The 25129-nt window shown below is 67.9% G+C and carries 26 protein-coding genes and 1 tRNA gene; 18 read left to right on the top strand and 9 right to left on the bottom strand.

Features of this window, described 5'->3' with window-relative positions; translation table 11 throughout:
• Positions 1-47: 47 nt before the first annotated feature.
• The 6 genes from NMB43_RS04055 to amrB form a co-directional block, all read right to left on the bottom strand.
• Positions 48-599 (bottom strand): putative metalloprotease CJM1_0395 family protein, encoded by a 552-nt coding sequence (locus NMB43_RS04055; protein ID WP_494350877.1) that lies wholly within the window; start codon positions 597-599, stop codon positions 48-50.
• A gap of 81 nt (positions 600-680) precedes the next feature.
• Positions 681-1760 carry a pectinesterase family protein gene (locus NMB43_RS04050; protein WP_494350876.1) on the bottom strand — a complete coding sequence of 360 codons (1080 nt, stop codon included), beginning with the start codon at positions 1758-1760 and terminating at the stop codon, positions 681-683.
• On the bottom strand, positions 1747-2463 hold the full coding sequence (locus NMB43_RS04045; RefSeq protein WP_494350875.1) for a dienelactone hydrolase family protein: 717 nt from the start codon (positions 2461-2463) through the stop codon (positions 1747-1749). The genes NMB43_RS04050 and NMB43_RS04045 overlap by 14 nt, the downstream gene beginning before the upstream one ends.
• 1 nt (position 2464) lies before the next feature.
• Positions 2465-3583, bottom strand: a complete 1119-nt coding sequence (gene amrS, locus NMB43_RS04040) for an AmmeMemoRadiSam system radical SAM enzyme (RefSeq protein ID WP_494350874.1) — start codon at positions 3581-3583, stop codon at positions 2465-2467.
• A 34-nt stretch (positions 3584-3617) separates the two neighbouring features.
• A complete protein-coding gene (gene amrA / locus NMB43_RS04035; protein ID WP_494350873.1) occupies positions 3618-4163 on the bottom strand; it encodes an AmmeMemoRadiSam system protein A in 546 nt (181 codons plus the stop codon).
• On the bottom strand, positions 4156-4986 hold the full coding sequence (gene amrB, locus NMB43_RS04030; RefSeq protein ID WP_494350872.1) for an AmmeMemoRadiSam system protein B: 831 nt from the start codon (positions 4984-4986) through the stop codon (positions 4156-4158). The genes amrA and amrB overlap by 8 nt, the downstream gene beginning before the upstream one ends.
• Before the next feature lie 152 nt (positions 4987-5138).
• Here amrB and NMB43_RS04025 point away from each other — a divergent pair.
• Together NMB43_RS04025 and argG are read left to right on the top strand one after the other, a co-directional pair.
• Positions 5139-5215 (top strand) — tRNA-Met (locus NMB43_RS04025).
• A gap of 148 nt (positions 5216-5363) precedes the next feature.
• Positions 5364-6710, top strand: coding sequence for an argininosuccinate synthase (argG, locus tag NMB43_RS04020; protein ID WP_494350871.1), 1347 nt, complete (start codon positions 5364-5366; stop codon positions 6708-6710).
• A 98-nt stretch (positions 6711-6808) separates the two neighbouring features.
• On the opposite strand, the gene NMB43_RS04015 is transcribed toward argG, so the two are convergent.
• Complete coding sequence (locus NMB43_RS04015; protein WP_494350870.1) at positions 6809-7192, bottom strand: ACT domain-containing protein; 384 nt, start codon at positions 7190-7192, stop codon at positions 6809-6811.
• Between the two features lie 129 nt (positions 7193-7321).
• Here NMB43_RS04015 and NMB43_RS04010 point away from each other — a divergent pair, with 129 nt between their 5' ends.
• The 3 genes from NMB43_RS04010 (at position 7322) to NMB43_RS04000 (ending at position 9329) form a co-directional block, all read left to right on the top strand.
• Positions 7322-8329, top strand: a complete 1008-nt coding sequence (locus NMB43_RS04010) for a sulfate ABC transporter substrate-binding protein (RefSeq protein ID WP_494350869.1) — start codon at positions 7322-7324, stop codon at positions 8327-8329.
• A gap of 78 nt (positions 8330-8407) precedes the next feature.
• Positions 8408-8623 (top strand): TOBE domain-containing protein, encoded by a 216-nt coding sequence (locus NMB43_RS04005; protein WP_494350868.1) that lies wholly within the window; start codon positions 8408-8410, stop codon positions 8621-8623.
• A gap of 70 nt (positions 8624-8693) precedes the next feature.
• Positions 8694-9329: an RBBP9/YdeN family alpha/beta hydrolase gene (locus NMB43_RS04000; RefSeq protein ID WP_494350867.1), complete on the top strand. Its 636-nt coding sequence runs from the start codon at positions 8694-8696 to the stop codon at positions 9327-9329.
• Here NMB43_RS04000 and NMB43_RS03995 read toward each other — a convergent pair.
• Together NMB43_RS03995 and NMB43_RS03990 are read right to left on the bottom strand one after the other, a co-directional pair.
• Positions 9286-9633 (bottom strand): hypothetical protein, encoded by a 348-nt coding sequence (locus NMB43_RS03995; protein WP_494350866.1) that lies wholly within the window; start codon positions 9631-9633, stop codon positions 9286-9288. The two genes, NMB43_RS04000 and NMB43_RS03995, sit on opposite strands and share 44 nt — an antisense overlap.
• 333 nt (positions 9634-9966) lie before the next feature.
• A complete protein-coding gene (locus tag NMB43_RS03990; protein ID WP_494350865.1) occupies positions 9967-10275 on the bottom strand; it encodes a DUF2325 domain-containing protein in 309 nt (102 codons plus the stop codon).
• Positions 10276-10502: 227 nt separating this feature from the next.
• On the opposite strand from NMB43_RS03990, the gene ssuE reads away from it, so the two are divergent.
• The 13 genes from ssuE (at position 10503) to NMB43_RS03925 (ending at position 24803) form a co-directional block, all read left to right on the top strand.
• Positions 10503-11105 carry an NADPH-dependent FMN reductase gene (gene ssuE, locus NMB43_RS03985; protein ID WP_494350864.1) on the top strand — a complete coding sequence of 201 codons (603 nt, stop codon included), beginning with the start codon at positions 10503-10505 and terminating at the stop codon, positions 11103-11105.
• Positions 11106-11169: 64 nt separating this feature from the next.
• Complete coding sequence (locus NMB43_RS03980; protein ID WP_494350863.1) at positions 11170-12132, top strand: sulfonate ABC transporter substrate-binding protein; 963 nt, start codon at positions 11170-11172, stop codon at positions 12130-12132.
• Positions 12133-12172: 40 nt separating this feature from the next.
• A complete protein-coding gene (locus tag NMB43_RS03975) occupies positions 12173-13138 on the top strand; it encodes an aliphatic sulfonate ABC transporter substrate-binding protein (RefSeq protein ID WP_494350862.1) in 966 nt (321 codons plus the stop codon).
• A 69-nt stretch (positions 13139-13207) separates the two neighbouring features.
• A complete protein-coding gene (ssuD, locus tag NMB43_RS03970; RefSeq protein WP_494350861.1) occupies positions 13208-14380 on the top strand; it encodes an FMNH2-dependent alkanesulfonate monooxygenase in 1173 nt (390 codons plus the stop codon).
• Positions 14381-14390: 10 nt separating this feature from the next.
• On the top strand, positions 14391-15170 hold the full coding sequence (ssuC, locus tag NMB43_RS03965) for an aliphatic sulfonate ABC transporter permease SsuC (protein WP_494350860.1): 780 nt from the start codon (positions 14391-14393) through the stop codon (positions 15168-15170).
• Between the two features lie 10 nt (positions 15171-15180).
• On the top strand, positions 15181-16023 hold the full coding sequence (locus NMB43_RS03960; protein WP_494350859.1) for an ATP-binding cassette domain-containing protein: 843 nt from the start codon (positions 15181-15183) through the stop codon (positions 16021-16023).
• Between the two features lie 266 nt (positions 16024-16289).
• Positions 16290-17132, top strand: coding sequence for a sulfate ABC transporter permease subunit CysT (cysT, locus tag NMB43_RS03955; protein ID WP_494350858.1), 843 nt, complete (start codon positions 16290-16292; stop codon positions 17130-17132).
• A complete protein-coding gene (cysW, locus tag NMB43_RS03950; RefSeq protein ID WP_494350857.1) occupies positions 17132-18046 on the top strand; it encodes a sulfate ABC transporter permease subunit CysW in 915 nt (304 codons plus the stop codon). Before cysT ends, cysW begins: the two co-directional genes overlap by 1 nt.
• Positions 18043-19158: a sulfate/molybdate ABC transporter ATP-binding protein gene (locus tag NMB43_RS03945; protein WP_494350856.1), complete on the top strand. Its 1116-nt coding sequence runs from the start codon at positions 18043-18045 to the stop codon at positions 19156-19158. The genes cysW and NMB43_RS03945 overlap by 4 nt, the downstream gene beginning before the upstream one ends.
• A gap of 2 nt (positions 19159-19160) precedes the next feature.
• Positions 19161-20099 (top strand): CysB family HTH-type transcriptional regulator, encoded by a 939-nt coding sequence (locus NMB43_RS03940; protein WP_494350855.1) that lies wholly within the window; start codon positions 19161-19163, stop codon positions 20097-20099.
• Between the two features lie 428 nt (positions 20100-20527).
• Complete coding sequence (locus tag NMB43_RS03935) at positions 20528-22492, top strand: arylsulfatase (protein WP_494350854.1); 1965 nt, start codon at positions 20528-20530, stop codon at positions 22490-22492.
• Between the two features lie 59 nt (positions 22493-22551).
• Positions 22552-23478, top strand: coding sequence for a hypothetical protein (locus tag NMB43_RS03930; RefSeq protein WP_494350853.1), 927 nt, complete (start codon positions 22552-22554; stop codon positions 23476-23478).
• Entirely contained in the window at positions 23475-24803 is a 1329-nt protein-coding gene (locus NMB43_RS03925) for an anaerobic sulfatase maturase (RefSeq protein ID WP_494350852.1), read from the top strand. The genes NMB43_RS03930 and NMB43_RS03925 overlap by 4 nt, the downstream gene beginning before the upstream one ends.
• The last annotated feature ends 326 nt before the right edge of the window (positions 24804-25129 follow it).

The raw sequence follows: 25129 nt of genomic DNA, 5'->3' as shown, positions 1-25129 counted from the left end.
CCAGCCGCGCGCCCAACCTGCCCCGACACGGCTTGCTACAGATCGCCTCAGGCCAGCAGGTCCAGCAGGCGGCCGGGTTCGACCGGTTCGCCATAGGTGGCGGCCAGCCGGGGCGCCCGGTCCGCGCCGCCCTCTGCGGGCGTGGCGGCATCGCGAGGCGAGGACTCCGCCGCAGCCTCCGCAGCCAATGCCTGCTGTGCCTGCGCCTCCATGCGCGAGGCCAGTGCCGCGACGCGATAGTCCTGCGGCGAGGGGTCGGCCGGGGCCAGCGCAGCGGCACGGATCTGCCGTGCGCGCGCCAGCGTGTCCTGCGGATCGCGCCCTTCCGACGTGGAGATGGAGACTTCGCCTCCGGTGGCGTAGTAGCGCCCGTCCGATCCGCGCGTCATGGTGAAGCTGGCGCCGCCCTGGGCCAGCCCGCCGGCGGCGGCGAGGTGCGCGGCTTCGTGGGCGCGAACCTTGCGGTCGGTCTCCTGCAGTTCGCGCAACGCACGCTGCGCGGCCAGGTCGGTTTCAGTCGTGGCGGCGGTGCCGCGCCTCACCTCGCGGAGTGTGCTGACATCGCTGGAAGCGGGGCTGACAGGGGAAATGGACAACATGCGCGCGACGGGAGCGAAGGAACGGGCCTGTTCCCGGCATAGACCGCCGCCCGCGTCAGCGCAAGTCGCGCGGTCGCGGGCTCAGCCGGGCGGCGGCAGCCAGTCGCCCAGCACATCTTCCGGCCGGGCCTGCGCCGGATCGAGCGGCGGGCGTGCCGCGCCGGCGTGAGCGCCCGGGCCACTGCTGCGCAGCTCGCCGAAGCGCGCCTCGCGCGGGCTGAACATCACGCGTTGCCCCGTACGGTCGAAGCCGCCCATCTCGTCCCAGCCCTGCGGGCTGATGTGCGCATCCATCCAGCAGTCGACGAAGCTCACGCAGGCAATCGCGTCCGGGTCGGCATAGCGGCCATCGGGAAAACTGGTGGTGGGATGCCAGGGACGCCCCAGCATGGTCGAGCCGTCCGCCACCGCGGCGCTCTCGCGGGTGAGCCGGCAGCGCTGGAACAGCAGCCCCTGCGGCTGTGCCCGGGGGGTACTGGCGGCGGTCAGCCAGCCCAGCGGCTCGCCCGGCGGCGCCGGTCGGTGCAGGCTGCGCAGCTCGCAGTCCTCGAACACCGCACGCCCGGCGCCCAGGATGAAGTCGACATGGCCCGCAATCAGGCAGCGCCGGAACAGGCTGCGTCCGCCCTCGACATACAGGCTGTCCTGCTGCCCCAGCACGTGCACCTCATCCAGCAGGCTGCGGTCGGCCCCTTCATCCAGCATCAGCGCCACGCCTTGCGGGTTGCGCCGCTTGTGCGGGTCCCCCTCGGCCAAGGCGGCGTTGGCCGCATAGTCGAATCCGTTCTGGATGCACAGCGCGTGCGCCTGGAAATCCGCGGCCCGCACGATCAGCGTGCCACTGCCCGCCGTGCCCCAGGGCAGGCCCAGCGGCGACAGGTCGTCGGCCACCTTGTCGCAGCGGATCACGCTGCGCGTGGGCCCTTCGCCGATCAGCGTGACCCCGGGCCGGGTGATGACCAGCTTCTCGCGGTAGCACCCGGCGCGCAGCAGGATGCGATAGGCGCCATGTGGCGGCGCCGCGTCCAAGGCGGCCTGGATGGTCGAGAAGCACGGCAGCCCGCCCGCCTCGCCCTGGCCGGTGGCACAGACGATGGCATCCACGTCGCCTGGCAAAGCCCCTGCTCCGCAGGCCGCCACCGGCAGATCAGGACCGGACATCGTTCGAAGAGGCGGCACCGGGAGTAGCCTCCGCAGCGGCCACGGGCATGTGGCGCAGGAACCAGTCACGCGCCGCCTGACCGGCAGCCTCCAGCGTACCGGGTTCGATGAACCCGCCGCTGGCCTGCTCGAAGAGCTTCCATTCCCTGACCGCGCCGAGCAGCGCATAGGCCTGCTCGCTGGGCGCGCGCAGGTCGCGCTCGGCCCCGGGGACCAGCATCAGGAAGGGCACACGCAGGCGGCGCAGCGGATCGGCGCCGGCCAGGTCGGCCCGGCCGGCACGACTCACCAGGGCGCTGATGCGCTCCGGGTCGCGCACCAGCAGACGCACGCCGGCCGACACCACGGTGGACACGGCCAGCAGGCCCAGCGGCAGGCCGGCCAGGCCCGGCTGCTGGTCGAGCCAGGCCACAATGGCCTGCAGGCGCTGATGCAACGTGGACACATCGAAGCGCACGTCGGGGTCGCGCGCCTCCTCGTGCGGCGTCAGCATGCTGACGATCAGGGTGGCGAAGCCGGCCTCGCGCAGCAGGCCGGCGGCGTAGTTTTCGCGCGACTCCCGCAGACGTCCCATGTAAGGCAGGGCCACGATGACCAGGCCACGCACGCCAGGAGAATGGGACAGCAGCGCATCCAGCCACACGCGCTCGGCCTGGATGCGGATGTCAGTGTGCCGCAGGACGTAGTTCTTCTCTTCGCTCATCTCACTGTGGGTTCATCAGGATCGGGATGCGCCGGTTGCCGAAGCTGCCATGGTACTCACCGAAACGCCCGGCCAGTCGGTGCCCGCACTGCGGGCAGGTCCCGTCGGGCAACAAGTGGTAGGCGCGTATTGCATATCCATCGCGGGCGATCAGGCAAGCGTCGCAGTGCGAACAGTGTGTTCGCGTGCCGCTTTCGTCACGGATATTGCCCGTATAGACGTGGCGCAGCCCCTCCTCCTGCGCGATGCGGCGCGCCCGCAGCAAGGTGGCGGGCGGGGTCGGCGGGCGGTCGGTGAGCTTGTAGTCGGGATGGAAGGCGGAGAAGTGCAGCGGCACCTCCGGCCCCAGTTCGCGCGCGACCCAGCGTGCCAGCGCGGTGATCTCGGCATCGCTGTCGTTGGCCTCGGGAATCAGCAGGGTGGTGATCTCCAGCCAGCAGTCGGTGTCGTGATGCACATAGGCCAGGGTGTCCAGCACCGGGGCGAGCTGGCCGCCGGTCATGCGGAAGTAGTAGTCCTCGCTGAAGCCCTTGAGGTCGATGTTGGTCGCATCCATGTGGGCGTAGAACTCACGCCGCGGCTCCGCCATCACGTAGCCAGCGCTGACCGCGACAGTCAGGATGCCTTCGTCATGACAGGCCTGGGCCACGTCGATCGCGTACTCGGCGAAGATCACCGGATCGTTGTAGGTGAAAGCGACGCTGGCCGCTCCACGCTGCCGCGCCGCCTCGGCGATGGCCCGTGGGGTGGCCTGGTCCATCAGGCGATCCATGTCGCGCGATTTGGAGACATCCCAGTTCTGGCAGAACTTGCAGGCCAGGTTGCAGCCCGCCGTACCGAAGGACAGCACGCTGCTGCCCGGGTAGAAGTGGTTGAGCGGCTTCTTCTCGATCGGGTCGATGCAGAAACCCGAGCTGCGCCCCCAGGTCGTCAACACCATCCCCTCGCCCTCACGCTGGCGCACGAAGCAGGCGCCGCGCTGGCCATCGCGCAGCTTGCACAGGCGCGGGCATAGATCGCACTGGATGCGCCCGTCCGGCAGCACCTGCCACCAGCGGGCCGGGTAGGGATCGGTATGGGGATGGGGATTAGCCAGAGACCCGGGATCAGATTTGCTCATGCTGCTGTTCATGCCGCTCCATTCGATGTCCGGCTCAATGTGCCGGCTCCACATATTTGTCCACGCGATACAGCCCGAGCTGCATGTCCACGGGCCAGGCACGCCCGAACCCGGCCTTCTGCTGCAATTGCGCGAGGAAGTCGCGCGCCTGCGGCAACTGCGCCCACACCTGCGGCAGGAAGGTGGCCCGCCTTGCACCGGCGGAGAGGATCACCCCATCCCGCCCCGGCTCGATCAGCGCCAGCGCGTTCTCGATGCGCGGGCAGGCGTGATAGCGCGCCTCGCCCAGCACCGACACTTCCACCTCCAGCCCCTCCCATTCAGCCGGCGTCAGCGGTGCAAAGCGCGGATCGCGGAAGGCTGCCGCCTGCGCGTTCTCCTCGACGTCGCGACGCAGACTGCGCGTCGGCTCCAGTTGCCCGATGCAACCGCGCAACGCACCGTGCCGCGTCAGGGTCACGAAGCAGGCGCCAGGCTCGTCCAGCGCAGGGTGCGCCAGCGGCACCCCGGCCGGCACGCCGAGGCGGGTCGCGATCGCAGCCCGTGCATGGCTCAGCAAGGCGGCACCCAAATCAGGCATGGCCCGGCTCCTCATCGAAACGCAGCGCGGCGTAGCCGACCACGCGCTGGCGATCCCCCGCGGTATCGCCCGAATTGCACTGCGCCACCAATCCCGCCCGCAGGCCATGCGTGCGCGCCGCCAACAGGAGGCCATTGAGCGGCGTCGCGCCGCAGGCCTCGTCGTGCCGCAGATCGGCCTGCCCCGCCAGGAGGCGTCGCAGTGTGGCGGCGTCGCGCTCGACGGCCGCGGAATATGGCAGGTAATGCGACAGGTCGGAACTGACCACGATCAAGGTCTCGGGACCGCCCCACAACAAGTCGAGCAGGGCCGCCAAGCGTGCCGGCGCCACCTCGCCCACCACCACCGGCAAGACGCTGAACTCATCCAGCACCATCTGCAGGAAGGGGAGCTGCACCTCCAGCGCATGCTCCTGCGCATGCGGCAGGTCGCCGACCTTCACCTCGGGCAAGGCCAGTGCGGCCTGCAGCGTCGCCTGATCCACCTCGACCTCGCCCAGCGGCGTGGCGAAACGCCGCGCCTGCGGCAGCGCCATGCCGGCAAAGGCCACCCGATGCGCCGGGCCCAGCAGCAGCACGCGGCGCACGCTGGCCCGCGCCGCGCGCAACAAGGCGTAGGCCTGCCCCGCCACCGCGCCGGAATAGATGTAGCCCGCATGCGGCACGACCAAGGCCTTGGGCACGACGCCCGCGCCCACGTCTGGCAGATAGTCCGCCACCGTCTCGCGCAGCACTGCAGGCGCGGCCGGGTAGAAGCTGCCCGCCACCGCGCAAGGCCGGACCCCGCCGCCCGGCCACGCACCCGCTCCACATTGCAGACTCATGCTGCCTCCCGCCCGCTCACAGAAGGGTTTCCGATGATTTCACTGTAGTCCCTGCAGGCCTGCCGCTGCCGGGCGATCGCTTCGATATCACCGAAGTCCGTCCGAAAACCTTGACAAGCCATAAATCACAAACCATAATCTCGCCTCTCTGACGCGGGGTGGAGCAGTCTGGCAGCTCGTCGGGCTCATAACCCGAAGGTCGCAGGTTCAAATCCTGCCCCCGCAACCAAGCCTTCAGCACCAAGGCCAACTCGCGAGAGTTGGCCTTTTTGCTTTCCGGGGTCCGGCGACCGTCTCCTTGGGCGACTCGGCGACTGCGCCTTGACCGAACCGCGGGCTTACAATGCCCGCTTTTCCGTTTTGCGCGAGAAGTCCACGTGGCTGCAACCATCCTCCAGAAGATCCCCGCCGGCGAGCGCGTCGGCATCGCCTTTTCCGGCGGTCTCGACACCTCCGCTGCCGTGCACTGGATGCGCGGCAAGGGCGCCATTCCCTGTGCCTACACTGCCAACCTCGGCCAGCCGGACGAGTCCGACTATGAAGAGATCCCGCGCAAGGCCAAGGCCTATGGCGCCGAGATCGCGCGCCTGATCGACTGCCGCCCGCAGCTGGTGGCCGAAGGCATTGCCGCCATCCAGTGCGGCGCCTTCCACATCAAGAGCGGCGGCGCCACCTACTTCAACACCACCCCGCTGGGCCGTGCCGTGACCGGCACCGCGCTGGTCGTGGCGATGAAGGAAGACGGCGTCAACATCTGGGGCGACGGTTCGACCTACAAGGGCAACGACATCGAGCGCTTCTACCGCTACGGCTTGCTGGCCAACCCGGCGCTGAAGATCTACAAGCCCTGGCTGGACCAGAGCTTCATCGACGAGCTAGGCGGCCGCAAGGAGATGAGCGAATACCTCATCGCCAACGGCTTCGACTACAAGATGAGCGTGGAGAAGGCCTACTCGACCGACTCCAACATGCTGGGCGCCACGCACGAAGCGAAGGACCTGGAGTTCCTGAACGCCGGCATCAACATCGTCAACCCGATCATGGGCGTCGCCTTCTGGAAGGAAGACGTCGTGGTGAAGGCCGAGACGGTGACGGTGCGCTTCGAGGAAGGCGTGCCGGTGGCCATCAACGGCCGTACGTTCGCCAACGCGGTCGAGCTGTTCAACGAGGCCAACATCATCGGCGGCCGTCACGGCCTGGGCATGTGCGACCAGATCGAGAACCGCATCATCGAAGCCAAGAGCCGCGGCATCTACGAAGCCCCCGGCATGGCGCTGCTGCACATCGTCTACGAGCGCCTGGTGACCGGCATCCATAACGAAGACACCATCGAGCAGTACCGCATGAACGGCATGAAGCTGGGCCGCCTGCTGTACCAGGGCCGCTGGTTCGACCCGCAGACCCTGATGCTGCGCGAGACCGCGCAACGCTGGGTGGCACGCCCGATCACCGGCGAGGTGACGCTGGAGCTGCGCCGTGGCAATGACTACAGCATCCTCAACACCGAGAGCCCGAACCTGACCTATGCGCCCGAGCGCCTGTCGATGGAGAAGGTGGAAGACGCTGCCTTCACGCCGGCCGACCGCATCGGCCAACTGACGATGCGCAACCTCGATATTTCCGACACGCGCCAGAAGCTGGGCATCTACGTCGGCACCGGCCTGCTCGGCAGCCAGTCCGAAGGCAGTATTCCGCTGCTGACGGGCGGTGAGGACAAGGCCTGAGCGCCTCCTCTGCCCAACGAAAAGGCCCGCGAAACCGCGGGCCTTTTTCTTGTGGCCTGTCGTCCCTAAGCAGAGCCTGACGGGCCAAGACGCCTCCGTCAGCGCAAGACGCGGTGCCCTGCCGCCTCCAGCAGCGCGATGGCGCGCTCCGCCACTGTCGTCTGCAACAGCAGGTGGTCCGTGTCGTAGCTGGACACCACGAAGACGCCCAGCCCGGCATCGGACAAGGGCGCCACGATGGACAGCAGAATGCCGTACTCATCGAAGGCGAATGGCCCCTGCAGCTTGAAGCATTGCCAGGGGCCGGAAGTCTGCACGCCGGCCGGCACGCGCGCGGCGAGGCACACCACCGACAGCTCGTCATCGGTTCGGCTGATGGAGACGAAGCCAGGACCGTCGGCCCACGCCGGTATTGGGGTGTCCGGCGGCAGGCGCACCACCGCGTAGTGGCCTTCGAGCCCGCGCAAGGTTTGTGTTTTCATGCTGCCGCTCCTGATCCAGTTATATGGAAACCCAATAAGCAATTCGTTTTTCATTCGTTTACCGGATTAAGCCCGCGCCATACAGTGTGATCGCTCCCTGACAAACACAGTCAAGAAAGGATTCCGGTCATGAAGTTGGCATTCCCCCGCCGCCCCCTGCTTGCCGCGCTGCTCTCGCTCGCAGTGGCCGCCCCCGCGTTCGCACAGGTCTCGTTGTTGAACGTTTCCTACGACCCCACCCGTGAGTTGTACCAGGACTTCAACGCCGCCTTCGCCAAGCACTGGAAGGCGACCGCCGGAGAGGACGTGCGCATCCGCGCCTCGCATGGCGGTTCCGGTGCCCAAGCGCGTGCCGTGATCGACGGGCTGGACGCCGACGTGGTGACCCTGGCCCTCGCTTACGACATCGACGCCATCGCCGAAAAGGCCAAGTCGATTCCGGCCGACTGGCAGAAGCGCCTGCCGCACAACTCCTCGCCCTATACCTCGACCATCGTGTTCCTGGTGCGCAAGGGCAACCCGAAGGCGATCAAGGACTGGCCAGACCTGGCACGGAGCGGGATCGACGTCATCACACCCAACCCCAAGACCTCCGGCGGCGCACGCTGGAACTATCTCGCCGCCTGGGCCTACGCCCTCAAGCAGCCGGGCGGCAATGACGCCAGCGCGCAGGACTTCGTCAAGCGCATCTTCGCCAATGTGAAGGTACTCGACACCGGCGCGCGGGGTTCGACCACCACCTTCGTCGAGCGCGGCATCGGTGATGTGCTGATCGCGTGGGAGAACGAGGCCTACCTGGCCATCAAGGAGCTGGGCCCGGACAAGTTCGAGATCGTCACGCCCTCGCTGTCGATCCTGGCCGAACCGCCGGTGACCGTGGTCGACAAGGTCGTCGACAAGAAGGGCACGCGCAAGGTGGCCGAGGCCTATCTGCAATACCTGTACTCACCGGTGGGGCAGGAGATCGCGGCGCAGAACTACTACCGACCGACCGACCCGAAGGTGGCGGCCAAGTACGCCAAGCAGTTCGCCCCGGTGAAGCTGATCACCATCGACGAGGTGTTCGGCGGCTGGCAGAAAGCCCAGAAGACGCACTTCGCCGACGGCGGCTTGTTCGACAAGCTCAGCCCGCGCTGATCAACGGCCGCCTGCCCGCACAGCGCGGGCAGGCCGAACCTTTCCCCCAAGCAATCGACTACAAAGAGAGAATCGAACATGAGCATCCAGGCTATCAATGTACGCAACCAGTTCCGTGGCAAGGTGAAGGAGATCGTGCGCGGCGATGTCGTCAGCGAGATCGACGTCGACACCCCGTCCGGCATCGTGACCTCGGTCATCACCACCCGCTCGGTCGATGAGCTGGGGCTGAAGATCGGCAGCGAGGTCGTCGCCCTGGTCAAGTCGACCGAGGTGTCCATCGCGACGCTCTGAGCGCGCCGCACATCCGGCGGAAAGCTGCCCGTGTTCGCCACGCGGGCAGCCTTTCTTTGAGGCATACAGCATGAGCACGATCCTGATCGTCCCCGGCCTCCACGGCAGCGGTCCCGAGCATTGGCAGACGTGGTTCGAGCACAAGCTCAGCGGCTGCGTGCGGGTGGCGCAAAGCGACTGGGACGAGGCCCATCTGCCGCGCTGGGCCGGCACGGTGCGCCATGCGCTGGCGCAGGCCAAGGGCCAGGTGTGGATCGTGGCCCACAGCTTCGGCTGCCTGGCCAGCGTGCATGCCGCCTGGGACTACCGCGACAAGGTCGCGGGCGCGATGCTGGTGGCGCCGGCCGACCCCGAGAAGTTCAAGGTCGAGCCCATGTTGCCCGACGATCACCTGCCCTTCCCCAGCGTGGTCGTGGCGAGCAGCAACGACCCCTGGATGCGCCTGACCCGTGCGGCCTGGTGGGCCGACCGCTGGGGCAGCCGCTTCATCAATCTCGGCGCAGCCGGGCACATCAACGTCGACGCCGGTTTCGGCCCCTGGCTCGATGGCCTGGACATCTTCGAGGAACTGCGTCGCTCGCATGACGGGCTGCCGCTGGGGTCGCTGGACCCGCAGGGGCGCAGCAAGCCGCCCCGCGACACCAACACGCACCGCCAGGCCTTCAACTGGCAGGCCTGGCTGCATGGCCGGCCGGCCGCGTCCTGAGCCCGTCCGCGTCGTTCGCAGCGGGCGGCTCGACCCGGTAGCCATGCTGGCGCAACAGGGCGACGGCGCGCTCCAGGCGCCGTGCCAGGCGCGGCGATAGCGCGTCCTCGGGCAAGGCTGCCTCCCCGTTGCGCAAGTCGAGGCCCTGTATGGCCAGCCAGGCCCGGATGATCGCCACGCTCTTGGGCCCCACGCCCGGCATGCACAGCAGGCGCCGGCAGTCGAGTGCGGCCACCTCCTCGGCCCGGAACTCGCGCCGTCCGAGCAACAAGCCCAGCAGATTACGCTGACGGGTGTTCAGCAACTCCAGCCTCCTTTCCGACAAGACAGGCCGGCACCGCAAGCAGCGTCGGCCGGCTGGTGCGCCATAGGGCCTGTTCACAATTACCCCGCCGGTTGCGCTGGGGGTGAATGGCGCGCAGATCAAGACGCCGCGACGACGCAATGCCGTCAGCCTTGCTAGGAGCGGCAACGCCGAGATGCGAGCCATTCACCCCCAGCCCTTCGGGTGGCTCGCTGCGGCCGTCCAGCTGCGTTGCGCTCGTCGCCAAGGGCACCACCCTTGGCTTCCTCGCGGCGCCTGGCTGGAACGACCGCAGCGAACCACGCAATCCGGCGCGGTAAATGTGAACAGGCCCTAGCGGCGCGCGCTGCGCGTTCCCAGCGCGCCGAGCTTGTCGCGCAGCTCGACCAGGGAGTGACGCGCGTAGATCACCGGCACGCCCAGGCGGCCGGCCTGTCGCCGCACGCTATGCAGCAAGGGGTGGCTCAAGCGGTCACAGATGACCACGATCAGGCGTGTATCGCAGGACACCTGGCGGCGACGGTCGCCGACATGGCGACCCGACCAGTGCTCGGTCCGCGTGATCCCCAGCTCCTCGCCCAGGCGCACCAGTTCCTGCCGGATGGGCTCGATGTGGTCGGCGCCGACGATCAGGGCGTTCATGTTCTTTCCCGGTGCGTATGCAGAAGCACTCAGGCTAGGCAGGACCGCAGGCGCGCAAAAGGAACTTGTCCTTCGCTGCATATGGGGCCGCGAAGACATATGCATATTCGTACATGCGTTGGCGGCACGATGCTTCTGCGCATATGGAAGTCAGGATTTCTTCGTTCTCACGGTGGTGGAGCACGACCTAGAGTCGAGCCCAGTCCAACACCGATCGCGAGTACGCCATGAGCATCCTCTTCCTTTCCGGCAGCCCCTCTGCCAGCTCCCGCAGCGCCCACCTGCTCGCCGAGGTCCGGCGCCGCCTCGATGAGCGGAATGAAGACAGCACCTGGTTGGCGATCCGCGACCTGCCCGCCGACGCCCTGGTGCTCGCCCAGGCCCAACACCCGGCCATCCAGGCTGCCATCGCAGAGGTGGAACGGGCCCGCGCGGTGGTGATCGCCAGCCCCATCTACAAGGCGGCCTACAGCGGCCTGCTGAAGCTGTTCCTCGACTTGCTGCCGCAGAAGGCGCTGGAGGGCAAGCTGGTCCTCCCCGTGTCCACCGCCGGCAGCGCCCTGCACGTGCTGGCGCTGGACTTCACGATCCGCCCGGTGCTCGCTGCACTGGGCGTGCGCGAGGTGATTCCGCCAATCAGCGCGCTGGATTCGCAGGTCGAAGTCCAGCTCGATGGCAGCGTGCGCTTCGACCGCCTGATCCAGACACGCTTCGACGACACCTTGAACCTGCTGCTCGAACGCCTGCGCAGCCAGGACCGCGAGTTGCTGCTGCGCGAACAGCAGGACCACCCCCCTGTTCACTTCTCGGCCGTGCAGTACAGCGTGTAGGCACGCCGCCCCTATCACCCTATCCCCCCAATCGCCCCGCTACCCAGACAGAGAGGAAACCATCATGTCCATCATTCGCACCACCCGCCGCCACCTGCTCGCTGCCTTGCTTGGCCTCGCCGCTGGCCTGCCCTTCGCCGCCCATGCGGACTACGACCCGAAACTGCTGCGCATCGGCTTCCAGAAGTCGGCCGCCGCGCTGACCCTGCTCAAGAGCGATGGCGTGCTGGAGAAGCGTCTCGCCCAGCTGGGCGTGGAGGTGAAGTGGGTCGAGTTCCCGGCCGGGCCGCAACTGCTGGAAGGGCTCAACGTCGGCTCCATCGACTTCGGTTTCGTCGGCGAAGCGCCGCCGATCTTCGCCCAGGCCGCCGGTGCGCGCTTCGTGTATGTCGGCTACGAGCGCGAGGCGCCAGCGGCAGAGGCGATCCTGGTGCAGAAGGACTCGCCGATCCGCTCGGTGGCCGAGCTCAAGGGCAAGCGCGTAGCGCTCAACAAGGGTTCCAACGTGCACTACCTGCTGGTCAGGTTGCTGGAGAAGCACGGTCTCAAGTACAGCGATGTGCAGGTCTCCTTCCTGCCGCCGGCCGAGGCCCGTGCGGCCTTCGAGCGTGGCGCGGTGGATGCCTGGGTCATCTGGGATCCCTTTACCTCTGCGGCGGAACATCAACTGGGTGCACGCGCCATCGCCGATGGCACGGGCGTGGTGAAGAACTACCAGTTCTTCCTCGCCGAACGGGATTTCGCCAGCAAGCGCGGCGACGTGCTCAAGACGGTGCTCGACGAGGTGAACCGCAAGGGCCAGTTCATCGCCCAGAACACCAAGGAGGCGGCGCGCCTGCTGGCCCCGCTGCAAGGCCTGGAGGTGGCGGTGCTGGAACGCGCCCTGCCGCGCTACATCCATGGCGTGCGTGCCATCACCGAAGAGGCGCTGGATTCCCAGCAGAAGATCGCCGACACCTTCTTCGAACTCAAGCTGATCCCGACCCGCCTGCGCATCAAGGATGCGGCGCCGGCCAGCCTGCTGTGAAGCCCTCCACCACACACACCACAACAGAGAGAACCCCGCCATGCAGAATCTGATCCGGACCTTGTCCGGCCTGCTCGCCGCAGGCCTGCTCGCCCTGGCGTCGCCCGCGCAGGCGCAAGCCCCTCATCCCGCCGAGTTGCGCATCGGCTTCCAGAAAGGCTCGCTGGCCCTCGTGGTGCTGAAGGAAAGCGGGCGCCTGGAGCAACGCCTCAAGGGCACGAAGCTCAGTTGGGTCGAGTTCCCGGCCGGGCCGCCACTGCTGGAGGCGCTGGCCGTCGGCAGCATCGACCTTGGCGCCACTGGCGACTCGCCCCCGGTATTCGCCCAGGCTGCCAGCAAGGACCTCGTGTATGTGGCCTACGAATCGCCGGCCCCCGAGGGTTCGGCGGTGCTGGTGCCGGCGAACTCGCCGATCCGCTCACTGGAGGATCTGAAGGGCAAGCGCGTCGCCTTCACCAAGGGCAGCAGCGCGCATTTCCTGACGGCGCAGGCGCTGCGCCGGGCCGGCCTCACGCTGGCCGACATCCAGCCGCTGTACCTGCAGCCGGCCGATGCACGCGCTGCCTTCGAGGGCGGCAACGTGGACGCCTGGACGGTGTGGGACCCCTACTACGCCGCGATCGAACTCTCCGGCAAGGCGCGGGTGCTGACGACCAGCAAGGGACTGACCAGCAACAACTCCTTCTACCTGGCGAGCAGCCGCCTGACACGCCAGCACCCCAGCACGGTGGGCGCCCTGCTGGAGGAGCTGAACAAGGTCTCCACCGCCGCCTTGCGCCCGCAGGACACGGCTCAACTCATCACCCGCCTGCTCGGGCTGGAACCGGCCGTGGTGGAGCGCTTCGTCGCGCGCCGGCCCGGCTCGCTGGTCCAGCCGCTCACGCCCGACATCGTCGCCGAGCAGCAGGTGGTCGCCGACACCTTTCACCAGGCGCGCCTGATTCCCGCCCCGATCAGGGTCGCGGATGCGGTGTGGCCGTCCGGCACCCGCCTGGCCAACAAATAGGCGCGGGTGCGCGCTGCAGGCTCCTGCCGCGACAGCGCCCGCGTCGCTCCCTCATCCCGGAGATATGACATGAAAGTACTGTGGTTTCTGCCCACGCATGGCGACAGCCGTTATCTCGGCACCACCGAAGGTGCCCGCGAAGTCAATCACGATTACCTGCGCCAGGTCGCGCAGGCGGCGGACCGCCTGGGCTACTACGGTGTGCTCACGCCCACCGGCCGCTCCTGCGAAGACCCCTGGGTGGTGACCGCCAGCCTGATCGGCGAGACGCGGCAGTTGCGCTTCCTGGTGGCGGTGCGACCGGGGCTGCATCAACCTGCATTGGCCGCGCGCATGGCCGCCACCTTCGATCGCCTCTCCGGCGGTCGCCTGCTGATCAACCTGGTCACCGGCGGCGACGCCAGCGAACTGGAGGGCGATGGCGTGACCACCACGCACGCGCAGCGCTACGAGGCCTCGACAGAGTTCATCCGCATCTGGCGCGAGATCCTGAGCCGCAGCCATGCCGGCGAATCCTTCGACTACCAGGGCCGCCACCTCTTCGTGAAAGGCGCCAAGCTGCTCTACCCGCCGGTGCAGCAGCCACACCCGCCCGTGTGGTTCGGCGGCTCGTCCGAGGCTGCACATGAGCTGGCGGCCGAGCAGGTGGAAACCTATCTGTCCTGGGGCGAGCCCCCCGAGGACGTGAAGAAGAAGTTCGACGACGTGCGCGCCCGCGCAGCCAGGCACGGTCGCACGGTCAAGTTCGGCGTGCGCCTGCATGTGATCGTGCGCGAGACGGAAGAAGAAGCCTGGGCTGCCGCCGACACACTGATCAGCCGCCTCGACGACGACACCATCGCCCGCGCCCAGGCCAGCTTCTCCCGCATGGACTCGGAGGGCCAGCGGCGCATGGCCGCGCTGCACAAGCGCGGCAGCGGCCGCACCCGCGCCGAGCTGGAGATCCACCCGCATCTGTGGGCCGGCGTGGGCCTGGTGCGCGGTGGTGCGGGCACGGCCATCGTGGGCAACCCGCAGCAGGTGGCCGCCAAGCTGCGCGAGTACCAGGCGGCCGGGGCGGAGGCCTTCGTGCTGTCCGGCTACCCGCATCTGGAAGAGGCTTATCGCTTCGCCGAACTGGTGTTTCCGCTGCTGCCGCTGGCACACGGGCAGCCGGAAGCCCTGCCGGGCCGCAAGCTGGCCGGCCCCTTCGGCGAGGTGGTGGCGATCGATCAGATCCCGCGCCAGGCCGCGCAGAGCTGAGGAGGCAGACATGACTGACACCTCCTCCTCGCGCTGGCGGGTGCTCATCCCCTGGTTGCCGCCGCTGGGCCTGCTGCTGCTGTGGCAGGGCCTGGCCCAGACCGGCCTCATCTCGGTACGCGTGCTGCCGGCCCCCTCCAGCATCGCGCAGGCCGCGTGGGCGCTGGCCCTCAGCGGCGAGTTGCTGGACCACGTGCTGGTCAGCACGCGGCGTGCCCTGGTGGGCTTCGCCATCGGCGGCGGCCTCGGCCTGCTGCTGGGCCTGGCCACCGGCAGCCTGCGCCAACTGGAGACCCTGCTCGACACCAGCCTGCAGATGCTGCGCAACATCCCGCCGCTGGCGCTGATCCCGCTGGTCATCCTGTGGTTCGGCATCGACGAGGCAGCCAAGCTGTTCATCGTGTCCATCGGCGTGTTCTTCCCGGTCTACCTCAACACCTTCCACGGCATCCGCTCGGTCGACCCCGGCCTGATCGAGATGGCGAAGAGTTACGGCCTGACACGCTGGCAGCTCTATCGCGAGGTGATCCTGCCCGGCGCGCTGTCCTCCATCCTGGTCGGCGTGCGCTTCTCGCTGGGCCTGATGTGGGTGCTGCTGATCGTGGCGGAGACCATCTCGGCCACGGCGGGCATCGGTTACATGACGATGAATGCGCGCGAGTTCCTGCGCACCGATGTCGTGCTGGTCGGCATCCTGATGTACGCCCTGCTCGGCAAACTGGCCGACCTGATCGCGCGCGGCCTGGAGCGCCTCTGGCTGCGCTGGCACCCCGGCTACCAATCCGCCTGAGGACCAAGACATGCATACCCATCCGATCGAACATGCCGTCATTGCCGCCACCGCGCCCGCCAACACGCGCGGCGTGGCGCTGCGCATCGAAGGCCTCGTCAAACGCTACGGCGAGCGCGCAGTGCTCAAGGCGGTGAGCCTGGATATCGCGCCGGGCGAATTCGTCGCCATCGTGGGCCGCAGCGGCTGCGGCAAGAGCACCCTGCTGCGTCTCGTCGCGGGGCTGGAGCAGGCACAGGGCGGCCAGCTCTTCTACGACGGCGAGACGACCGACGCACGCCATGACACCCGCATCATGTTCCAGGACTCACGCCTGCTGCCCTGGCGCCGCGTGCTGGCCAACGTGGCGCTGGGCCTGCCCACCGAGGCGCAGGCGCTGGCGCACACCGTGCTGGGCGAAGTCGGTCTCGCGGACCGTGCGGGCGAATGGCCGGCGCGGCTGTCGGGCGGTCAGCGCCAGCGCGTGGCCCTGGCTCGCGCGCTGGTGCACCAGCCCCGCCTGCTCCTGCTGGACGAGCCGCTCGGCGCGCTCGACGCGCTGACCCGCATCGAGATGCATGCGCTGATCGAACGCCTGTGGCGCGAGCACGGCTTCACCGCGCTGCTGGTGACGCACGATGTGGCCGAGGCGGTGGCCCTGGCGGACCGCATCGTGCTGATCGACGAGGGACACATCACGCTGGACCTGCGCGTACCGCTGCCCCGCCCGCGCCTGCGTGGTGCCGAGTTCGCCGCGCTGGAGGAACGCGTGCTGCGCGAAGTGCTGCGCCAGGGCCCGGGCGACGAGGCGAGCGAGGCGCCCGGCGACCATTCGCTGTGGCACAGCGTGGCGCAGGTGCGCTGGGCGATCTGAACCACGCGCCCCGTGAGATGGGGGGGGTCTCCCGGCCACGGCCCATCGCGCGCCATCGGCCCCTCCCCCGGCCCTCCCCTGACAAGGCGAGGGCCGGGGAAGCGTTCATGGCCCACCCCCAGGCCATGCCACTTGCGCCGGGCAAGGCCGCTTTAACCGAATTTTGAATAAGCATTTCAGGTTTTATTAGTTCTTCTTCTAAGCCTGGCTGCATAGACTGGCTCCCATCCCGCGGCCCTGCCGCATTCGAGCCGCCTGTCCTAGCCATGTCCGCCCTCGCCCGTCGAGCCCCGCGAGTCCTGCCCGGTTTCAAGCTGAGCCTGGGCTACACGCTGTTCTACCTGTCGCTGATCGTGCTGATCCCGCTGTCGGCGGTGTTCTTCAAGACCGCCTCGGCAGGCTGGGAGCATTTCTGGCACACGGTCAGTTCGCCGCGCGTGCTGGCCTCGTTCCGCCTCTCCTTCGGCGCCTCGCTGGCGGCGGCGGCGATCAACGCGGTGTTCGGCCTGCTGCTCGCCTGGTCGCTGGTGCGTTACCGCTTTCCCGGCCGCAAGATCGTGGATGCCCTGGTCGATCTGCCCTTCGCCCTGCCCACCGCGGTGGCGGGCATCGCGCTGACCGCGATCTACGCCCCCCGGGGCTGGGTCGGCAGCCTCGCCGCCGAGCATGACATCCGGATCGCCTTCACCCCCTGGGGCGTGCTGATCGCGCTGGTCTTCATCGGCCTGCCCTTCGTGGTGCGCACAGTGCAGCCGGTGCTCGAAGACCTCGACACCGAGCTGGAAGAGGCGGCGGCCAGCCTGGGCGCGCGCCGCTGGCAGACGGTGCGCCATGTGATCCTGCCGGCCCTGCTGCCGGCGCTGACCACCGGCTTCGCGCTGGCTTTCGCGCGCGCCGTGGGTGAGTACGGCTCGGTGATCTTCATCGCGGGCAATATTCCGATGGTCTCCGAGATCGCGCCGCTGATGATCATCACCCGCCTGGAGCAGTACGACTATGCCGGGGCCACCGGCATCGCGGTGGTGATGCTGCTGCTCTCCTTCGTGCTGCTGTTCGTCATCAATGGTTTGCAGGCCTGGTCTGCACGCCGCATCGGGAGGGACATCTGATGGCCGGCGCCACCGCGACCCTGGGCGCCCATCTGGGTGCCGCCCGCGCCACGCGACACTTCGAGGACAACCCGGCCACGCGCGACACGGTCTGGGTGAAGTGGCTGGTGCTGGGCGTCTCGCTCTCCTTCTTCGCCATCTTCCTGCTGCTGCCGCTGGCGACCGTGTTCGTCGAGGGCTTCCGCAAGGGCTGGGATGCCTACCTGGCCGCGCTGCAGGAGCCGGACGCGCTGGCCTCGGTGCGCCTGACCCTGCTGGCCGCCGCAATCGCGGTGCCGGTGAACCTGGTGTTCGGCGTGTCGGCGGCCTGGGCCATCGCCAAGTTCGAGTTCCGCGGCAAGCAGTTCCTGATCACCCTGATCGACCTGCCCTTCTCCGTCTCGCCGGTCATCGCGGGCCTGATCTATGTGCTGATCTTCGGGGCCCAGGGCTGGTTTGGCGAGTGGCTGCAGGCGCATGACCTCAAGATCGTGTTCGCCGTGCCGGGCATCGTGCTGGCGACCATCTTCGTGACCTTCCCCTTCGTGGCACGCGAGCTGATCCCGCTGATGCAGGCGCAGGGCAAGGAGGAGGAAGAGGCGGCCGTGGTGCTGGGCGCCAATGGCTGGCAGACCTTCTGGCACGTGACCCTGCCCAATGTGAAGTGGGGGCTGATCTACGGGGTGGTGCTGTGCAATGCGCGCGCCATGGGCGAGTTCGGCGCGGTCAGCGTGGTCAGCGGGCGCATCCGTGGCGAGACCAACACCATGCCCTTGCACATCGAGGTGCTTTACAACGAATACCAGGGGTCGGCCGCCTTCGCGGTGGCCTCGTTGCTGGCGCTGCTGGCGCTCATCACCCTGGTCATCAAGACCTTCATCGAGTGGCGCGCCGCCCAGGCCGCGCGGACGAGTACGCAGGAAGAGACGCCATGAGCATCCAGGTCCAGAACATCCGCAAACAGTTTGGCAGCTTCGTCGCCTTGAACGATGTGTCGCTGGATTTCCCCAGCGGCGAGCTGGTCGCCCTGCTGGGCCCCTCGGGCTGCGGCAAGACAACCTTGCTGCGCATCATCGCCGGCCTCGAACATGCCGACTCGGGCAGCGTGATCCTGGAAGGCACGAATGCCTCGGAGACCCATGTGCGCGATCGCCACGTCGGTTTCGTGTTCCAGCACTACGCGCTGTTCCGCCACATGACGGTGTTCGACAACATCGCCTTCGGCCTGCGCGTGAAGCCGCGCGGCGAGCGGCCCAGCGAGGCGGAGATCAAGCGCAAGGTCACCGAGTTGCTCAAGCTGGTGCAGCTCGACTGGCTGGCCGACCGCTTCCCCTCGCAGCTCTCCGGCGGGCAGCGTCAGCGCATCGCGCTGGCCCGTGCGCTGGCGGTGGAGCCGCGCGTGCTGCTGCTCGATGAGCCCTTCGGGGCGCTCGACGCCAAGGTGCGCAAGGAGTTGCGCCGCTGGCTGCGGCGCCTGCATGACGAGTTGCACATCACCAGCATCTTCGTGACGCACGACCAGGAGGAGGCGCTGGAGGTGGCCGACCGGGTGGTGTTGATGAACCATGGCCAGGTGGAGCAGATCGGTACGCCGGAAGAGGTCTGGTCGACGCCGGCCACCCCCTTCGTGTATGGCTTCCTGGGGGCGGTGAACCTGTTCCACGGGCGGGCCGACAGCGGGCGCGTGCAGGTCGGCGAACATGACCTGCACCACCATGACGACGCCATTCCGACAGGTGCCGAGGTGATCGCTTTCGCGCGCCCCCATGAGCTGGACATCGACCCCGATCTGCTGGCCGCCGGGGGTATCCGTGCCCGCATCACGCGCGTGCTGGCCTTCGGGCTCACCGCACGGGTCGAGCTGGAGCGCCGCGATGCGGCCGACGTGCTGCATCACCATGAGGTGGAGCTGACGCTGGACCGGCTGGTCCAGTTGCAGTTGCGCGAGGGCCAGGAGGTGAGCTTGGTGCCGTCCCGCCTGCGGGTGTTCGCACATCCGCACCCCAGCCCGGCCGCTCCCGAGGCCTATGTCGGCGCAGGAATCTGATCATGAACTTTCAGCAACTACGCATCATCCGCGAGACGGTGCGCCAGAACTACAACCTGACCGAGGTGGCCAACGCCTTGTTCACCTCGCAGCCCGGCGTGTCGAAACACATCAAGGACCTGGAGGACGAGCTGGGCGTGGAGCTCTTCGTGCGCCGCGGCAAGCGCCTGCTGGGCATGACGGAGCCGGGCAAGGAGCTGGCGGTGATCGTCGAGCGCATGCTGCTCGATGCCCGCAACATCAAGAAGCTGGCCGACCAGTTCACCCAGCGCGACCAGGGCCAGCTCACCGTGGCGACCACGCACACCCAGGCACGCTACGCATTACCCAGCGTGGTGAAGACCTTCAAGGGGGAGTATCCCAAGGTGCACCTGGCCCTGCACCAGGGCGGCCCGCAGGAGATCGTGCAGTTGCTGCTGGCGGGCGACGCGGACATCGGCATCGCGACCGAGGCGCTGGAGAACGAGCCGGAGCTGGTGACCTTCCCCTACTACGACTGGCACCACGCGGTGCTGGTGCCGGCGGGGCACCCGCTGCTTGAGCGACAGGGCATCACGCTGGCCGACATCGCCGAGTACCCGCTGATCACTTACCACAGCGGTTACACCGGGCGCGGCAAGATCGACCGCGCCTTCGCCGAGGCGAATGTGACGCCGGACATCGTGATGTCGGCGCTCGATGCGGATGTGATCAAGTCCTACGTGGAACTGGGCCTGGGCATCGGCATCGTGGCGCCCGGCGCCTACCACCGCGACAAGGACCAGGATCTGCGCCTGATCGATGCCTCGCATCTGTTCGCGCGCAACACCACGCGCATCGCGGTGCGCAAGGGGCACTACCTGCGCGGCTTCGCCTATCGCTTCATCGAGCTGTGCGCACCTGACCTCACCGAGGCCACCATCAAGGCCGCCGTCTCGCCACAGCGCGAGAACGGGTTCTGAAGCTCACGATCTTTGGTCCGGCGTTCAAACCCTCCCAAGCTCCCCTTGTCAGGGGAGGAGCCCCGCAGCATCGGGCCCGAACGATCCCCCTCCCCTGACAAGGGGAGGGCTGGGGAGGGGTTGAGAGCGCTCCTCACGCACGGGATGCGTAACACAAGAAAGACCAAGAACAAGCGCTGAGTGCTGAGTGCTGCGCACGGCTTGTCCACAGTTCATGAGGATGAAACTGTGGACAAGTGCGGGATAGCGCGGGTAAGTCACTCATCTGCAAGCGATCTCTCGCACTGCATCGCGATTGAGCAAGCCCGCAGCGGCGGAATGCGTGGTGCGGATGAAATGGGGCGCGGCCTGATATTCAAATGGGATTTTCTTCGTTCCGTTCCCAAGCCAGCCTTCCTAGCATGTGGCCTTCTTCAAGGAGAAAGCCCATGCACCTGCATCACCGCCCATCACCGCATCTTCCCCGTCGCGTGCAGCACAGCCTGCTCGCCGCCGCCATCGCCTCCAGTCTGCTGCTGCCGGCCTGCGGCAGCGAGTCGCAGGACGAGCCGCCGCAACAGTCCGCCGCCACACCTGCCGAGACGAAGAAGCCGAACATCCTGTTCATCATGGCCGACGACCTCGGCTACTCAGACCTCGGCGCCTTCGGCGGCGAGATCGAGACGCCCAACCTCGACGCCCTGGCCGCGGACGGACGCATCCTGACCAATCACCACACCGGCTCGGTCAGCGCCATCACGCGCGCCATGCTGATCTCCGGCACCGACCACCACCTGGTCGGCGAGGGCACCATGGGAGCCCCCAACGACGAGCGCAAGGGCCTGCCCGGCTACGAGGGCTATCTGAACGACAGCGCGCTGTCGGTGGCGCAATTGCTGCAGGACAACGGCTACCACACCTACATCGCCGGCAAGTGGCACCTCGGCTCCAACATCCCGGGTAGCGCCTCGGGTGGCAAGACGCCGGACCAGTGGGGCTTTGAACGCAGTTACGTGCTGCTGGGCGGGGCTGCGGCCAACCACTTCGCGCACGAGGCCGCCGGCTCCAAGAACTACACCGAGGACGGCAAGTACGTGCAGCCGGGCCAGCCCGGGCAACCCGGCGGCGCGGGCGGCAAGCCGGAGGTGTTCTACTCGACCGACTTCTTCACCCAAAAGCTGATCGACTACATCGACTCCAACAAGGGCTCCGGCAAACCCTTCTTCGCCTACGCCGCCTATACCTCGCCGCACTGGCCGCTGCAGGTGCCCGAGCCCTGGCTCAGCAAGTACAAGGGCAAGTACGACCAGGGCTACGCGCCGGTGATCGCGGCCCGCCTGGCGCGGCTCAAGCAACTGGGCCTGATCCCGCAGGACTTCAGCGCCTACGCCGGCCAGCCGGAAACCCTGGTGCGCAGCCCCGCCTCGCCCAACAACGGCACCAGCGCCGCGAAGTACATCAACGCCATCAACAGCCCGGCCGATGGCTACGTCGACTACCACGCGGGCTATGTGAACAAGAAGTGGGACAGCCTCAGCGCGGCCGAGAAGAAGGCGCAGGCGCGCTACATGGAAATCTACGCCGGCATGGTGTCCAACCTGGACCACAACATCGGCCGCCTGATCCAGCACCTCAAGGACATCGGCGAGTACGACAACACCTTCATCATGTTCCATTCGGACAACGGTGCAGAAGGCTGGCCGATCAACTCCGGCGCCGATCCCAAGGCCACCGACGAGGCCAATGCCGCCGCTGGCGTGTATGAAACCCTGGGCACCGACAACGGCAAGCAGGCCGTGCCGCGCCTGCAGTACGGCCTGCGCTGGGCCGAGGTCAGTGCCACGCCGCTGTCGCACGTGAAGGGCTCGCAAGGCGAGGGCGGCATCTCGGTGCCGACCATCGTGCGCCTGCCCGGGCAGAAGGGCCGACAGGCCCACTTCACGCAGTTCACCCACGTCATCGACAACGCCGCGACCTTCCTCGACCTCGCGGGTGTCAAGCTGCCGAGTGCCCCCGCGCCGACCGACCTCGACCCCGCGACCGGACGCAACCGTAACCACGGCAAGGTCATCTACAAGGGACGCTACGTGTACCCGGTGACCGGCAAATCGCTCGTCGCTGCCCTGCAGGACAAGAGCACCACACCGTTGCGCAACCAGGCGTTCGGCGGCGAGTCCTACGGCCGGGCCTACATCCTCAGCGCCGACGGGCAATGGAAGGCGCGCTGGACCGAGCCGCCCATCGGTCCCGCCGACGGGCACTGGGAGCTGTTCCACATCGCGACCGACCGGGCCGAGGTCAAGGATGTCTCGGCGCAGAACCCAACGCTCGTCCAGCAGTTGGTCCAGCAGTGGAAGGACTACATGAGCAGCGTCGGCGGCGTGGAACCCCTGCGCCCGGCGGGGTATTACTGAGCCCACGGGGCCGGGTGCCGACCCGCCTGCAGGCGGCAAGACGCCCGGCCCGCCCCTCGATGAACACACCCACCTCACCTCCCGCCCAGGCCTGGTCCTTCCACTGCACGGCCTGCGGCAAGTGCTGCAATTCGCCACCGCAGACAAGCCTGCCCGAGCTGTTCCATCACGCCCGGCGCTTCATCGGCGCGCTGGGCCTGCGTCGCATCGCCTTCGGCAGCCTGGAGGCGGACGCGGCGCAACGCGCCCTGGCCGCGCGCCTGCTGCACCCCGCCCAAGATGGCACGGGCTGGATCGCCCTCTTCACGCACGCGATCGACTACCCCGCCACGGCCTGCCCCGCACTGGAAGGGAGCGGTCGCTGCGCGCTCCACGCTGACCGCAAACCCCTGGCCTGCGCGGTGGTCCCGCTCGACGCGCTGGTGTGCGATGCGCACCAGCACGCCGTGCTGCGCACCCGCGCGGCCGGTGGTGCGGAGTACCTGGGCGCGGATTGCCTGCGCCCGCCACCCACGGCGCCGGCCGACTTCGTGCTGTGGGTGCACCCAGACGGCATCGCGGATGCCGCTGCCCGCGCCGCCGTACAGGCGCAGCGCGACGCCCTGGCGGCAGACAGGCGCTGGTGGGGCGACGCGGTGTTCGCCCGCCTGCGCGCGGCCGGCGTGGAGCACCAGCTTCGCGCGGACACGCTGCTGAGTCTGCCGCTCGCCCCGGTCCTGCAAGCCGTCTCCAGTCTGTCCGCCACCTGTAATGCCATGTGCATCGACTATGTGCATGCCCAGCAAGCCTTGATTGCCGAACGCATCGCCGCCGCACTGACCCGTCGCGACCCGACCGAGCGCGCCTTTACCACGCGCCTGCGGGCACTCCACGACATCAACACCCGCCTGCTGCGCGAGCTGGCCTCCCACCCCACGCGCCACACCAGCGCCACGGCGGACGCCTGGCTGCGCAGCACGCCACTCACCCCAGCCCACGACACATGAACGACCACGACGCACTCATCGCCCAGGCCCAGCGCCTGAACATCCGCCCTGAAGCCCTGCGCACCTATCTCAGCGCGGCCACCGATGCGCCCGCACCCGGCGTGGTGCGCAGCCTGCACACCACGGTCAAGGCCGTCGGCTCGGCCTGCAACCTCGACTGCAGCTACTGCTACTACCTCAGCAAGGAAGGGCTGCTGCAGCAACGCAACCAGCGCCTCGACGAAGCCCTGCTGGAACGCTTCATCGTCGACTACATCGCGGCCACAGACAGCGAGGAAATCCAGTTCACCTGGCATGGTGGCGAACCCACCCTGCTGGGCGTCGACTACTTCCGCAAGGTGGTCGAACTGCAGCGCCGCCACACGCCTGCCGGACGCCGCGTCAGCAACGATCTGCAGACCAATGGCACGCTGCTCGACGAGGAATGGGGCGCCTTTCTCGCCGAGCACGGTTTCCTGGTCGGCATCAGCATCGACGGTCCGCGCGCGCTGCACGACCAGTACCGCCCCACCAAGCGCGGCGAATCGAGTTTCGACGCGGTCATGCGCGGCCTGCGCGTGCTCCAGCGCCACGACCTGCCGTTCAGCACCCTGAGCGTGGTGAACCGCCATACCGCGCAGCAGGGGCAGGCGGTCTACCGCTTCCTGCGCGATGAGGTCGGCACCCGTCACATGCAGTTCATCCCCTGCGTGGAGCCACGCGAGTTCGCCAGCACCTCGCCGACGCAATTGCCGGCAGATCGGCTGGTACGCCCGGACAGCCCGCGCGCGCAGCCCGATCACCCGCTCTCCGTCGTCACCGCGTGGAGCGTGGCGCCGCTTGACTGGGGGCACTTCCTCGTCGCTGCGTATGACGAATGGGATCGCGCGGACCGTGGCCGGATCAAGGTCAACCTGTTCGAGACCCTGTTCGCGCAACTGCGTGGCGAGCCGGCGCAGATCTGCACCAGCAGCCCCTTCTGCGGCAAGAACGTAGCCCTGGAGCAGGACGGCCAGGTCTACTCCTGCGACCATTTCGTCTACCCGGAGCACGCCCTGGGCCAGATCGGCAAACGCCCGCTCAAGGAGATGGTGTTCTCGCTCAAGCAACTCGAATTCGGGCTGGACAAGTTCAACACCCTGCCCGATGCCTGCCGGCGCTGCCCCTACCTGAAGCTGTGCTGGGGCGAATGCCCGCGCACGCGCATCCTCGCCGCCGATGACTCGGGCCAGCGCATCAGCTACCTGTGCGCCGGCTGGACGCATTTCTTTCAGCATGCCGTGCCACGGGAACGCGCGCGTCTGGCACGCGGCACGAACTCGTCGCGCCGGCCACTCTCGCGTTGACGTACCGGCTCGCAGGCGCCTCCGGCGAAGCCCAATTCCCTCCACGCCCCTGCCCATTCGGGCCATCGTGGTTTGGCATTCGGCGAATCCCGACTAAACCATGTGGACACTCGCTTGTCCCTGCTGCGCCCCAAGTCCTGAGAAGAAGGCGACTCGCTGGCTACGGCCAGCGCTGGGCAACGACCCGTCTCCATTGATCGAAGCAGGCCGGCCACCCGCCTCATCGCTACACGCGAAGCGGTGCTGAAGTGCAGCGATACGCGCGCATGGGAGGACACACATGGTGGAGAGCCCCGTTGCACATGCCTCGCCCCTGGACCGTACTC

It is taken from the genome of Uliginosibacterium sangjuense, from assembly GCF_059132465.1.
The sequence above is the reverse complement of the archived record's forward strand: the minus strand, read 5'-3'. Positions and strand labels throughout refer to the sequence as shown.